Below are 12740 nucleotides of genomic sequence, written 5' to 3' on the forward strand. Positions count from 1 at the left end.
CGACTAACGGTAGGGGAGATGCAGTAACCCCATTTGTGGTAGGGGCAATCCTGAGCTTAACTGTGATCGTGTCTTTGAGCAGTCACCGACAAAATCTACTAGAGGCGATGCTATGAGCCATCCAACCAAAACAAGGAAAAGTGACAGTAGCGTTGATGCTTGGGCCATTCTTTTTCTGATCATACTGGTCGTGGGTACGGCCGTGTTTTGGGTCAGTCACCAGTAGTCGAGTCCAACCCAGGAGCCCGAATTGTCGGACAATCATGACAATTTGCCGCCGTTGGCCAGTACGTTGCCAGTTATACTGCCTGGGATAATTCTGGGGCTCCTTTCGTAATGTTCAAGGTTCTGTTCAAGTGCTTGCTGCTTCTGAGTCTGCCGTTCTGGGCAGTGGCTCAGGCGACGACCGTGGTGTTTCTCAATCCCGGCAATTCGACGGAAACCTTCTGGGTCAGCTATTCGCAATTCATGCAGGCCGCCGCTCGGGACCTGGGCATGGATCTGCAGATTCTCTATGGCGAACGTAATCCCCAGAATTCTCTCGATCAGGCCCGGGAGCTGTTTCAGCGAGAGCAGAAGCCCGATTACCTGATGCTGGTCAACGAGCAATATGTCGCGCCACAGATCCTGCGCATGTCTCAGGGCACCGGGGTCAAGCTGTTCATCGTCAACAGCCCGCTGACCGAAGATCAGCGGGCCTTGATCAGCCAAAGTCGCAGCAGCTACTCCGATTGGATCGGCAGCATGATGGGCAACGACGAAGAGGCCGGCTATCGAATGCTCAACGAGCTGCTGCGCAAGCACGGCCCTGTGCCTGAAGGGCAGACCATCGACTTGCTGGCGTTCTCCGGGGTCAAAGTCACGCCGGCGGCGCAGTTGCGCGAGCAAGGGCTGCGTCGGGCCCTGGCGGAGCATCCTCAGGTGCGTCTGCGGCAAATGGTGTATGGCGAATGGAACCGGCAGCGGGCGCACGAACAGGCGCGGCAGCTGCTGCAGCGTTATCCGCAGACGCAACTGGTCTGGTCGGCCAACGATGAAATGGCCCTGGGGGCCATGCAGGCTGCCCGGGAATTGGGCCGCAAGCCGGGGATCGACCTGCTGTTCAGCGGGCTCAACAGTTCGCCCGAAGCTTTGCGGGCATTGATCGACGGGCAACTGTCGGTGCTGATGGCCGGGCATTTCACGATCGGTGGCTGGGCCCTGGTGGCCCTGCATGACGATGCGCTGGGGCTGGATCCCCGGCGCCTGGGAGGGCCCGACTGGCAATTGTCGCTGTTCCAGTCATTGACCCGCGCTCAAGCCCAGCAGCTCTTGCGCTTTGGCGATCAGGTCGGGGCCCGCGTCGACTTTCACGGGCTGTCCGCCCAGGGCAAGCCGGACAGCTATCGCTATCCCTTCGGTTTGCAGCTGTTGCTGCACTGACCCGCTTTCAGACCCCCGCCAGATGCATCGCCAGGTTGGCGATGCCCAACAGCACCAGGACGAACAGGGCAGTGAAGACAATGCCCAGCACGATGAAGTGACTGGGCTTGCCGTGGCTGAAGTCGCGGGCGCGGTTTTTCCCGCTTTGCACGCCAAAGGCCGCAGCCAGCACGCTTTGCAGCATCTGCAGGAAGGTTGGAGGCTGATGGTCGTTGCTTGGATCGTCCATAAATCCCTCGACACGGTGGGGTGTCAACAGAGCATAGACAATACGGCCGGTGATGGCGGACGGGTGCAGGAGCCGGCAAGCCGGCTCCTGCCGCGCCTGATCAGTTGTCGTAGCCCAGGTTCGGCGCCAGCCAACGTTCGCTCACGGCCAGGTCCTGGCCCTTGCGCTCGGTGTAGCTCTGCACCTGGTCCTTGTCGACCTTGCCCACGGCGAAGTACTGCGCCTGCGGGTGGGCGAAATACCAGCCGCTGACCGCCGCCGCCGGGAACATGGCGAAGTGCTCGGTGAGGAACACGCCACTGCGCCCGGCGCGGCCTTCGCTGGCCTCGGGGTCGAGCAGGGCGAACAGGGTGCTCTTCTCGGTGTGGTCCGGGCAGGCCGGGTAGCCTGGGGCAGGGCGGATGCCGCTGTACTGCTCCTTGATCAGCGCATCGTTGTCCAGCTGCTCGTCCTGGGCATAGCCCCAGTAGTCCTTGCGCACCTGCTGGTGCAGCCACTCGGCGCAGGCTTCGGCCAGGCGGTCGGCCAGGGCCTTGACCATGATCGAGTTGTAGTCGTCGCCGGCGTCCTGATAGGCCTTGGCCACTTCTTCGGCACCGATGCCTGCGGTGGTGATGAAACCGCCCACATAGTCGGTGATGCCGCTGTCCTTGGGCGCGACGAAGTCCGCCAGGGAGAAGTTCGGCTTGCCGTCGGTCTTGATGATCTGCTGGCGCAGGTGGTGCAGGCGGGCCAATGGCTGGCCGTCGTCGCCGTAGACTTCCAGGTCGTCGTCCTGCACCTGATTGGCCGGCCAGAAGCCGAACACCGCGCGGGCGCTGATCAGCTTCTCGTTGATCAGCTTGTCGAGCATCTCCCGGGCGTCCTTGTACAGCGCGGTGGCGGCTTCACCCACCACTTCGTCCTCGAGGATGCGCGGGAACTTGCCGGCCAGGTCCCAGGAGATGAAGAACGGCGTCCAGTCGATGTATTCGGCCAGTACCTTGAGGTCGATGTTGTCCAGCACCCGGGCGCCGGTGAAGGTCGGCTTGACCGGCTGGTAGCCGGCCCAGTCGAACTGCGGCTTCTTGGCGATGGCCGCGGCGTAGCTCAGGCGTTCGGTACGAGCGCTGCGGTTGGCGGTGCGCTCGCGCACTTCCACGTACTCCTCCCGGGTCTTCTCGACGAAGCCGGCCTTGAGCTCCTTGGACAGCAACTGCGTGGCCACGCCCACGGCGCGGGAGGCGTCGGTGACGTAGACCACCGCGTCGTTGCTGTATTTGGGCTCGATCTTCACCGCGGTGTGGGCCTTGGAGGTGGTGGCGCCACCGATCATCAGCGGCAGGTGGAAATCCTGGCGCTGCATCTCGCGGGCGACATGGACCATCTCGTCCAGGGACGGGGTGATCAGCCCGGACAGGCCGATGATGTCGCACTTCTGTTCCTTGGCCACCTGGAGGATCTTCTCCGCCGGCACCATCACCCCGAGGTCGACGATGTCGTAGCCGTTGCAGCCCAGGACCACGCCGACGATGTTCTTGCCGATGTCGTGCACGTCGCCCTTGACCGTGGCCATGAGGATCTTGCCCTTGGCTTCCGGCTTGTCGCCCTTTTCCAGCTCGATGAACGGAATCAGGTGGGCCACCGCCTGTTTCATCACCCGGGCGGATTTCACCACCTGGGGCAGGAACATCTTGCCGGCGCCGAACAGGTCGCCGACCACGTTCATGCCGGACATCAGCGGGCCTTCGATGACCTCGATCGGGCGGCTGAAGCTCAGGCGCGACTCCTCGGTGTCTTCGACGATGTGGGTGGTGATGCCCTTGACCAGAGCGTGTTCCAGGCGCTTGTTGACGTCCCAGCTGCGCCATTCCTCGGTTTCCGCTTCCTTGACGCTGCCGTCGCCCTTGAACTGGTCGGCGATGGCCAGCAGCGCGTCGGTGCCATTGGCGGTGCGATTGAGCACCACGTCTTCCACGGCGTCACGCAGCTGCTGCGGGATCTGGTCGTAGATCTCCAGCTGGCCGGCGTTGACGATGCCCATGGTCAGGCCATTGCGGATCGCATACAGCAGGAACACCGAGTGGATCGCCTCGCGCACCGGGTTGTTGCCGCGGAACGAGAACGACACGTTGGACACGCCGCCGGAGCTCAGGGCATAGGGCAGCTCATCGCGGATGTAGGCGCAGGCGTTGATGAAGTCCACCGCGTAGTTGTTGTGTTCCTCGATGCCGGTGGCCACGGCGAAGATGTTCGGGTCGAAGATGATGTCTTCCGGCGGGAAGCCCACTTCGTTGACCAGGATGTCGTAGGAGCGCTTGCAGATTTCCTTCTTGCGCGCCTCGGTGTCGGCCTGGCCGACCTCGTCGAAGGCCATCACTACCACGGCGGCGCCGTAGCGCTTGCACAGTTTGGCGTGGTGAATGAACTGCTCCACGCCTTCCTTCATGCTGATGGAGTTGACGATGCCCTTGCCCTGGATGCACTTGAGGCCGGCTTCGATCACTTCCCACTTCGAGGAGTCGATCATGATCGGCACGCGGGAGATGTCCGGCTCGCCGGCGATCAGATTGAGGAAGGTGACCATGGCCTTCTTCGAATCCAGCATCCCCTCGTCCATGTTGATGTCGATCACCTGGGCGCCGGCTTCCACCTGCTGCAGGGCGACTTCCAGGGCTTCGGTGTAGTTGTCCTCGCGGATCAGTCGGGCGAACTTCGCCGAGCCAGTGATGTTGGTGCGTTCACCGACGTTCACGAACAGCGAGTTGCGATCGATGGTGAAGGGCTCCAGGCCCGACAGGCGGCAGGCCTTGGGAATGTCCGGGATCTGCCGCGGGGCGTAGCCGGCCACGGCCTTGGCGATGGCGCCGATATGCCCCGGGGTGGTGCCGCAGCAACCACCGACGATATTGAGGAAACCGCTCTGGGCGAACTCCTCGATGACCTTGGCGGTTTGTTCCGGCAGTTCGTCGTATTCGCCGAATTCGTTGGGCAGGCCGGCGTTGGGGTGTGCCGAAACGTGGGTGCTGGCCTTGTTCGACAGCTCCTCCAGGTACGGACGCAGCTCACTGGCGCCCAGGGCGCAGTTCAGGCCCACCGAGATCGGCTTGGCGTGGGCCACGGAGTTCCAGAAGGCTTCGGTGGTCTGGCCCGACAGGGTACGGCCGGAGGCATCGGTGATGGTCCCGGAAATCATAATCGGCAGTTCGAAACCCAACTCCTCGAACACGCCCTGCACGGCGAAGATCGCCGCCTTGGCGTTGAGGGTGTCGAAGATGGTTTCGATCAGGATCAGGTCGGCGCCGCCTTCGATCAGGCCCTTGGTGGCCTCGGTGTAGTTCTCCACCAGTTCATCGAAGGTGACGTTGCGGTAACCGGGGTTGTTGACGTCCGGCGACAGCGAGCAGGTGCGGCTGGTCGGGCCCAGGACACCGGCGACGAAGCGCGGCTTGTCCGGGGTCTCGAGGGTTTTCGCATCCGCCACCTTGCGTGCCAGACGGGCGCCTTCTACGTTCAATTCGTAGACCAGTTCTTCCATGCCGTAGTCGGCCTGGGACACCTGGGTGGCGTTGAAGGTGTTGGTTTCGAGGATGTCGGCACCGGCATCCAGGTAGGCTTTTTCGATGGCGCCGATCACGTCGGGACGGGTCAGCACCAGCAAGTCGTTGTTGCCCTTGACGTCGCTGGGCCAGTCGGCGAAGCGCTTGCCACGGTAGTCCTGCTCCTCGAGCTTGTAGCTCTGGATCATGGTGCCCATGCCGCCATCGAGAATCAGAATGCGCTCTTTGAGGGCTTGCTGGAGAGCGTGGAGGCGAGCACTGCGATCAGACATGAGAACTACCTGGTAGGGCCATTACGAAGGGCGTGGATCATAACAAACCTGCATGGTTTTGCGGCATGTGCGGGTTTTGCATGAATATCGCTCATGTTGGTGGCCGAGCGACATCGGTAGAATCGCGGCGTTTTTTTTACTTTCGGGACCAGGGACATGCCGTACCGTTTTGTCGTTGCCAGCGCTTTGCTGCTGCTCAGTTCATTGTGCATGGCCCAAGGTCCCGCACCGGCCATTTCCTACACCCGCGACATCCAGCCGATCTTTACCGAGAAGTGCGTGGCCTGTCATGCCTGCTACGACTCCGCCTGTCAGCTCAACCTGGGCAGCGGCGAAGGGGCCGGTCGTGGCGCGTCGAAGATTCCGGTGTACGACGGTGAGCGCAGCAAGGCCCAGGCGCCCACGCGGCTGTTCTATGACGCCAGCGGCAAGGCGGCCTGGCAGCGCCAGGGCTTCTATTCGGTGCTCGACGCCCAGGGCAGCCAGGCAGCGCTGATGGCGCGCATGCTCGAACTCGGCCACCGCACCCCCTTGCAACCCAATGCCAAGCTGCCCAGTGAGATCGTGCTGGGCTTGAGCCGCGAGAACATGTGCCCGCAGCCGGGGGAGTTCGACGCCTATGCCGGTGCTCATCCCAAGGAAGGCATGCCCCTGGCCGTCACCGGCCTCACCGACCAGCAGTACCAGACCCTGCAACGCTGGCTGGCCTCCGGCGCGCCGATCGACGAACAGGGCCTGGCCCCCAGTGCCCGGGAAAGCCTGCAAGTGGCCCAGTGGGAGAACCTGCTCAACGCCCCCGGCGCGCGGGAAAGCCTGGTGGCGCGCTGGCTCTACGAGCACTGGTTCCTGGCCCATATCTATTTCGAAGGCGGCGAGCCGGGGCACTTCTTCCAGTGGGTGCGCTCGCGTACCCCCAGCGGCCAGCCGATCGATCTGATCAACACCCGACGCCCCAACGACGATCCGGGCACCCAGGTGTATTACCGCCTGTGGCCGGTGCAGGGGGTGATCGTGCACAAGACCCACATCACCTACCCGCTGAGCGCGGCGAAGATGGCCCGGGTCAAGACCCTGTTCTACAGCGGCGACTGGCAGGTCACCGCCTTGCCGGGCTACGGACCGGCGCGCCGGGCCAACCCGTTCGAGACCTTCGAGGCGATTCCGGCCAAGGCCCGCTACCAGTTCATGCTGGATAACGCCGAATACTTCGTGCGGACCTTCATTCGCGGTCCGGTGTGCCGCGGGCAGATCGCCACGGACGTGATTCGCGACAACTTCTGGGCGCTGTTCCAGGCTCCGGAACACGACCTGTACATCACCGACCCGGTCTATCGCGGCCAGGCCACGCCGCTGCTGGCCATGCCCGGGCAGAACGACGACGTCGGCAGCGTGCTCAGCCTGTGGCTGGCCTACCGCGACAAGCGCAACGAATACGAAGCCTTGCGCCGCGACTTCTATGCCCATGCCCCGGCGCCCAGCTGGTCCAGCCTGTGGACCGGCAACGACAACGCGCTGCTGAGCATCTTCCGCCACTTCGACAGCGCCTCGGTGACCAAGGGCCTGATCGGCGAAGTGCCGCAGACGATGTGGCTGTTCGACTACCCGTTGCTGGAGCGCACCTACTATCAGTTGGCGGTGAACTTCGATGTGTTCGGCAACGTCTCCCACCAGGCCCAGACCCGGCTGTATTTCGACCTGATCCGCAACGGCGCCGAGCAGAACTTCCTGCGCCTGATGCCGGCCGGCAGCCGTGAGGACTTCCTCGACGATTGGTACCAGAACAGCGGCAAGTTCAAGATGTGGCTGGATTACGAGTCCATCGACGACGACAAGCGCAGCGCGCTGAAGCTCGACCCCCAAGACCCGAAAAAGGACTTCGTCAACCAGTTGCTGACTCGCTATGGCGAGCTCAACGCCAAGCCGGACCCGATCAACCGCTGCAACGGCGCCTACTGTTCGCGCCCGAACATCGACCCGGCGCTGCAGGACGCCGAGCAGGCCCTGAGTCGCCTGGCATCGCGTCCGGCGGCGGGGCTCAAGGTCATCGAGCAACTGCCCGAGGCGACGTTGCTGCGTGTCCAGACCGCCAGTGGCAAGCGCGAGTTCTACAGCATGCTGCGCAACCGCGCCCACAGTAACGTGGCCTTCATGCTCGGCGAATCCCTGCGTTATCAGCCGGGGCTGGACACCTTGACGATTTTCCCGGGCATTCTCAGCAGTTACCCGAACTTCATCTTCAACGTTCCGGCCGATCAGGTGCCGGCCTTTGTCGAGGCGATGCAGGCGGTCCGGGATGGCGCAAGTTTCGACAGGGTGGTCGAGCGCTGGGGCATCCGGCGCAGTCACCCGCAGTTCTGGCAGTACTTTCACGATCAGACCCGCTACCTGCAGGAAGTCGATCCGCTGGAAGCCGGGGTCATGGACATGAACCGTTACGAAAACCTCTGACATAGCGCCGTGATCGGCCCTCGGGACGCCCACTGGCGGGCCCCGGGGGCGACCTATACCAAGGTCTATCCCGACAAAAATACTAGGACTTTGTCAGCGGCGTCGATTGGCGTAAACTGCGCCCACGTCTGCGAGGAACCACCATGAGCGCCATAACCATTACCGACGCCGCCCACGATTATCTGGCTGATCTGCTGTCCAAGCAGAACACCCCGGGGATTGGCATCCGCATCTTCATCACCCAGCCAGGGACTCAGTACGCCGAGACCTGCATCGCCTATTGCAAGCCGGGCGAAGAGAAACCCGAAGACAAGGCCCTGGGCCTGAAAAGCTTCACCGCCTACATCGACGCCTTCAGCGAAGGCTTTCTCGATGACGCGGTGGTCGACTACGCCACCGACCGCATGGGTGGCCAGCTGACCATCAAGGCGCCCAACGCCAAGGTGCCGATGGTCAATGCCGACAGCCCGATCAACGAGCGCATCAACTACTACCTGCAAACCGAAATCAACCCGGGGCTGGCCAGTCACGGCGGCCAGGTCAGCCTGATCGACGTGGTGGACGACGGCATCGCCGTGCTGCAATTCGGTGGCGGTTGCCAGGGCTGCGGCCAGGCCGACGTGACCTTGAAGGAAGGCATCGAGCGCACCCTGCTCGAGCGCATCCCCGAGCTCAAGGGTGTACGTGATGTCACCGACCACACGCAGAAAGAAAACGCCTACTACTAAGGCGTTCGCTGCGAACAAAAAAAACGGCGCCCCGTGAGCGCCGTTTTTTTATGCCCGCAAACCAGCTCCTCCCGAAATAAGCCTTCGTAGGAGCCGGCTTGCCGGCGAAAGGGCCCTCAAGCCTTGGGCCAATGCCGAGATTGCCTTTGCTGGCAAGCCAGTTCCCGCAAAGGGCTCAGGGGCGATAGAGGTGCGCGTGTCCGGCGCGGTACAGGGATGATTCGCTGAACGCGTCCGTGGCCAGCACCCGGCCCACCAGAATCAGCGCCGTGCGCCGGAAGCCCTTGGCCGCAACCTTCTCGGCAATGTCCGCCAGGGTGCCCAGGACCCAGTCCTGGTCCGGCCAGGTGGCCCGGTGTACCACGGCAATCGGGCAGTCGGCGCCGTAATGGGGCAGCAGCTCGGTGACTATCTTCTCCAGGTGGTTGACCCCCAGGTGAATCGCCATGGTGGCGCCATGGGCCGCGAGGCTGGCGAAGTCTTCACCGGCGGGCATGGCGGTCTTGTCCGCATAGCGGGTCAGGATCACGCTCTGGGACACATCCGGCAGGGTCAATTCGGCCCCCAGCAAGGCGGCGCAGGCGGCAGTGGCGGTGACGCCGGGGACGATCTCGTAGGGAATGCCCAGCTCCCGCAGGCAGCGAATCTGTTCGCCGATGGCGCCGTACAGGCTCGGGTCGCCGGAATGCACCCGGGCCACATCCTGGCCCTGGTCGTGCGCGTGCCTGATGGCCTCGATGATCTGTTCCAGGTGCAGTTCGGCACTGTTGATCACCCGGTCCGCGCTGTGACCTTCGAGGACGGCCGCGGGCACCAGCGAGCCGGCGTAGATGATCACCGGGCAGCGATGGATCAGGCGCTGGCCCTTGACGGTAATCAGCTCCGGGTCGCCGGGGCCGGCACCGATGAAATAGACAGTCATGGCTGTCTCCTGTGAAAAAAGGGCGGGAACAGGGTCGCAGATGAACGATGTTCATGTTCGCGACGGGGAATTGTCGGCCAGTCTACCGGCTGGCGGCCAATGCCAGGGTGGCCTGGGCGTATTTCTGGCGGGGGATCAACAGCCGGGCCGGGCCGGGGTGCAACTGTTCGGCCAAGGCCAGGGCGGCGCTTTCGGCAACGCCGTAGCAGCCGCTGTGTTCAAAGGCGATCTGGGAGCGGTGGCTCAGGCGCGAGGCAAAAGGCGCCAGTTGACTGCTGCTGAAGCAGGTCAGCGGCAGGGCCAGTTGATCCGCCAGTTGCAGCAGGCCGGGCTCGCTGCGCTTCAAGTCGATGCTGGCCAGGGCCAGGAGTTGCCCGCTCTCCAGGCCGTGGGCTTGCAGCACCTGCTCAAGCAGGGCGCGCAGCGTGGTCACCGGGCAGCCCTTCTGGCACCCCAGGCCGACCACCAGGGCCGGCGCCGCGCGCCTTTCGATCATGCCGGGTACAGGTCCGTGTTCTTGCGCCGGAACAGCCAGGCGCTGATCAGGCCCAGGGCCAGCCAGAAGGCGGCATTGGTCAGCTGCGAGGCAATCTTGAACTGTGCTTCCAGGGCTTCTGGCGCCAGCATCGAGTGCACTTCAGGTTGGGGCGCGCCGATCACGTGGGGCACGGCGATAATCGCCACGCCCAGCAGTTTCAGCAGCCAGTGGCCGGCGAACACGATCAGGGCAAGGCCCACGGCAGTAGAAGCGGCAGCGCCGATCCACCACACCTGGCGCTGCACCAGGTCGGCGGCTGCGGTTCCCGGCAATTCCGGCGGCAGGCCCAGAGTGGGGGCCAGGCAGAAGGTCGCATACCCGGCCAGCCCCCAGAGCAGGCCTTGCGAGGCACGGTTGGGCGCGCGCAGGGTGTAGAGCCCGGCCAGCATCAGGGCGAAGCCGACCGCCACTACCAGGTTGCCGCCGGTGGTGGACAGGGTGCGCTGCCAGCCGTCTTCCGGCTCCCAGGCCTCGGCATCGTGGCTGTGCGCGGCCATGGCGCCGGCGGCGTGCTCATGAGTTTGGGCGGCCGGGGCCTGTTCATAGGTTTCCGCCTGCAGGATCAGCGGAGCGACCCACAAGCTTTGCAGCAGGGTCAGCAGCAGGGCCGCCAGCAGCCCGGTGAACCCTGCGGTTTGCGCAATACGCTTGATCATGTCGGCAGGTCTCAGTGGCAAGGGAAGGCGGCGCTGTGACGGGTGTCGTGGGCGGCGTTGTGCACCGCTTCGATATGGGAGAAACCGGCGAAATACACCAGGCAGGCGCCCAGCAGCGACGCGCCGATGGCGGCCACCAGACGCTGGCTCAGGGTGGAGGTGCTGCTGGCGGAATGGCTGGTGCTGCTGATGATCGACATGGCGCTTCCCTTTGGATTGTCGGCGGGGGAGGAGCGCAGGAAAACCCCGCGTGAGGAGCACGCAGGGTTTGCAACAGCGCCCGCCCACCGCGGGTTTGTTATGTGTGTGTTGCGGGCCGGTCTCCGGGCTCGCGAGGGGCAGGGGGCGACTCATGTCGTACCGTGCCGGCAAGTGTCGCCTTCCCATGCCTTGGCACAGTGGATCTGACACTTCGCTCGCTTACCGTTGCGGGGGCAGCACCGGACTGGTCACGGCCTTTTTAGTTAAGCACGTGATTCACCGGTTTCCCGTTTCACCCTGTGAAGGGCACCCGTAACAAGGCGCGTAGCAAATCACGGGCGGGGTGATGCCGTCAATTGCGCGAGGCGCTGCATTGCCGATTGACCGTCCCCCGCGCTCTGCGTAGCCTTGCGCGTTCGAGGTTCTTCGGCCGGCGGTCGAAGCTAAGAAGGGAACGCGGTCGATGCCGCGGCTGCCCCCGCAACTGTGAAGGGTTTCGTTTCTGCAAGGCCACTGCCTGCGCGTCCAGAACGCCGGCGGGAAGGCGCAGCAACCGCCGGTCCGACGACTGGCAAGCCCTCAGCCAGGAGACCTGCCTCGATCCCAGATTCTCACTACAACCGGGCGGGGTGATCCGGTGGCGAAATCTCCGCGCGCCTCTGCGCTGCGGCTCTCGTCCCGTATGCCCGCCACCTTTGCCAAGGGGCATCCGATGAAAACACTGGCCAAACTTCCCGTCACCATCGTCACCGGCTTCCTTGGCTCGGGTAAGACCACCTTGCTCCGGCACATGCTGGACAACGCCCAGGGCCGGCGCATCGCGGTGATCGTCAACGAGTTCGGCGAGCTGGGCATCGACGGCGAGATCCTCAAGCAATGCTCCATCGGGTGCACTGAAGAAGAGGCCAGCGGCCGGGTCTACGAGCTGGCCAACGGCTGCCTGTGCTGCACCGTGCAGGAAGAGTTCTTCCCGGTGATGCGCGAACTGGTGGCGCGCCGTGGCGACCTGGACCACATCCTCATCGAAACCTCCGGCCTGGCCCTGCCCAAGCCCCTGGTCCAGGCCTTCCAGTGGCCGGAAATCCGCAGCGCCTGCACCGTCGACGCGGTGATCACCGTGGTCGACAGCCCGGCCGTGGCCGCCGGCACCTTCGCCGCGTTCCCCGACCAAGTGGACGCCCAGCGCAAGCTCGACCCCAACCTGGACCACGAATCGCCGCTGCACGAGCTGTTCGCCGACCAGCTGTCCAGCGCCGACCTGGTGATCCTCAACAAGACCGACCTGATCGACCCCGCAGACCTGGCCAAGGTGCGCCTGGAAGTGGCCGAAGAACTGCCGCCGGCGGTGAAAGTCATCGAAGCCAGCAGCGGCCGCCTGCCGCTGGACGTGCTGCTGGGCCTGGGCGCGGGTTCCGAGGAACACATCGACAGCCGTCACAGCCACCACGACCATCACCACGACGGCGATGACGATCACGACGACCACGATCACGACGCCTTCGATTCCATCTCCATCGAACTGCCCCAGGCCGACGAAAGCCTGCTGCTGGACGCCCTGACCCAGCTGGTGGTCAAGCACGGCATCCTGCGGGTCAAGGGCTTTGCCGCGATCCCCAACAAGCCGATGCGCCTGCTGATCCAGGGCGTGGGCACCCGCTTCGACAAGCACTTCGACCGCAAGTGGGGCGCTGACGAAGCCCGCACCACGCGCCTGGTACTGATCGGCCAGGAGCTGGACGCCGCCCAACTCGAAGCGCAACTGCGCGCCGCCCTCAGCGTGTAAGC

10 protein-coding genes and 2 riboswitches are annotated in these 12740 nt (G+C 64.0%); of the genes, 4 read left to right on the forward strand and 6 right to left on the reverse strand.

The genetic code is table 11. From position 1 onward, the window contains the following. The first annotated feature begins 336 nt into the window (after positions 1–336). A complete protein-coding gene (locus L1O02_RS12465) occupies positions 337–1422 on the forward strand; it encodes an ABC transporter substrate-binding protein (protein WP_060839971.1) in 1086 nt (361 codons plus the stop codon). Positions 1423–1429: 7 nt separating this feature from the next. On the opposite strand, the gene L1O02_RS12470 is transcribed toward L1O02_RS12465, so the two are convergent. Then, the gene (locus L1O02_RS12470; RefSeq protein WP_060844002.1) at positions 1430–1651 is read right to left on the reverse strand and encodes a DUF2970 domain-containing protein; all 222 of its coding nucleotides are present in this window, start codon (positions 1649–1651) and stop codon (positions 1430–1432) included. A 100-nt stretch (positions 1652–1751) separates the two neighbouring features. Next, positions 1752–5462: a methionine synthase gene (metH, locus tag L1O02_RS12475; RefSeq protein WP_060839969.1), complete on the reverse strand. Its 3711-nt coding sequence runs from the start codon at positions 5460–5462 to the stop codon at positions 1752–1754. A 156-nt stretch (positions 5463–5618) separates the two neighbouring features. Here metH and L1O02_RS12480 point away from each other — a divergent pair, with 156 nt between their 5' ends. Continuing rightward, on the forward strand, positions 5619–7910 hold the full coding sequence (locus tag L1O02_RS12480; protein ID WP_235759992.1) for a fatty acid cis/trans isomerase: 2292 nt from the start codon (positions 5619–5621) through the stop codon (positions 7908–7910). Positions 7911–8053: 143 nt separating this feature from the next. Further along, on the forward strand, positions 8054–8638 hold the full coding sequence (gene nfuA / locus L1O02_RS12485; protein ID WP_047305029.1) for a Fe-S biogenesis protein NfuA: 585 nt from the start codon (positions 8054–8056) through the stop codon (positions 8636–8638). 175 nt (positions 8639–8813) lie between these two features. Here the strand turns inward: nfuA and cobM are convergent, their stop codons facing one another. From cobM to L1O02_RS12505, 4 genes are all read right to left on the reverse strand, one after another. Then, positions 8814–9560 (reverse strand): precorrin-4 C(11)-methyltransferase, encoded by a 747-nt coding sequence (gene cobM / locus L1O02_RS12490; protein WP_108545603.1) that lies wholly within the window; start codon positions 9558–9560, stop codon positions 8814–8816. 82 nt (positions 9561–9642) lie between these two features. Continuing rightward, complete coding sequence (locus L1O02_RS12495; RefSeq protein ID WP_060839966.1) at positions 9643–10056, reverse strand: cobalamin biosynthesis protein; 414 nt, start codon at positions 10054–10056, stop codon at positions 9643–9645. Next, positions 10053–10754, reverse strand: a complete 702-nt coding sequence (locus L1O02_RS12500; RefSeq protein WP_060843997.1) for a CbtA family protein — start codon at positions 10752–10754, stop codon at positions 10053–10055. The genes L1O02_RS12495 and L1O02_RS12500 overlap by 4 nt, the downstream gene beginning before the upstream one ends. Before the next feature lie 11 nt (positions 10755–10765). Next, on the reverse strand, positions 10766–10954 hold the full coding sequence (locus tag L1O02_RS12505; RefSeq protein ID WP_060839964.1) for a CbtB-domain containing protein: 189 nt from the start codon (positions 10952–10954) through the stop codon (positions 10766–10768). Positions 10955–11050: 96 nt separating this feature from the next. Continuing rightward, positions 11051–11284: riboswitch (cobalamin riboswitch) on the reverse strand. Between the two features lie 73 nt (positions 11285–11357). Next, positions 11358–11570, forward strand: a riboswitch (cobalamin riboswitch). Between the two features lie 97 nt (positions 11571–11667). Between L1O02_RS12505 and cobW the strand changes: the two genes are divergently transcribed. Continuing rightward, positions 11668–12738, forward strand: a complete 1071-nt coding sequence (gene cobW / locus L1O02_RS12510; protein ID WP_060843996.1) for a cobalamin biosynthesis protein CobW — start codon at positions 11668–11670, stop codon at positions 12736–12738. Positions 12739–12740: the final 2 nt, after the last annotated feature.

It is taken from the genome of Pseudomonas sp. BC42 (assembly GCF_021560055.1).
Classification (GTDB): Bacteria; Pseudomonadota; Gammaproteobacteria; order Pseudomonadales; family Pseudomonadaceae; genus Aquipseudomonas.

Excerpts from the sequence above, each read along its gene's own strand:
- L1O02_RS12465 (WP_060839971.1), top strand. The coding sequence starts at position 337 with ATGTTCAAGGTTCTGTTCAAGTGCTTGCTGCTTCTGAGTCTGCCGTTC.
- L1O02_RS12470 (WP_060844002.1), bottom strand. The coding sequence starts at position 1,651 with ATGGACGATCCAAGCAACGACCATCAGCCTCCAACCTTCCTGCAGATG.
- metH (WP_060839969.1), bottom strand. The coding sequence starts at position 5,462 with ATGTCTGATCGCAGTGCTCGCCTCCACGCTCTCCAGCAAGCCCTCAAA.
- L1O02_RS12480 (WP_235759992.1), top strand. The coding sequence starts at position 5,619 with ATGCCGTACCGTTTTGTCGTTGCCAGCGCTTTGCTGCTGCTCAGTTCA.
- nfuA (WP_047305029.1), top strand. The coding sequence starts at position 8,054 with ATGAGCGCCATAACCATTACCGACGCCGCCCACGATTATCTGGCTGAT.
- cobM (WP_108545603.1), bottom strand. The coding sequence starts at position 9,560 with ATGACTGTCTATTTCATCGGTGCCGGCCCCGGCGACCCGGAGCTGATT.
- L1O02_RS12495 (WP_060839966.1), bottom strand. The coding sequence starts at position 10,056 with ATGATCGAAAGGCGCGCGGCGCCGGCCCTGGTGGTCGGCCTGGGGTGC.
- L1O02_RS12500 (WP_060843997.1), bottom strand. The coding sequence starts at position 10,754 with ATGATCAAGCGTATTGCGCAAACCGCAGGGTTCACCGGGCTGCTGGCG.
- L1O02_RS12505 (WP_060839964.1), bottom strand. The coding sequence starts at position 10,954 with ATGTCGATCATCAGCAGCACCAGCCATTCCGCCAGCAGCACCTCCACC.
- cobW (WP_060843996.1), top strand. The coding sequence starts at position 11,668 with ATGAAAACACTGGCCAAACTTCCCGTCACCATCGTCACCGGCTTCCTT.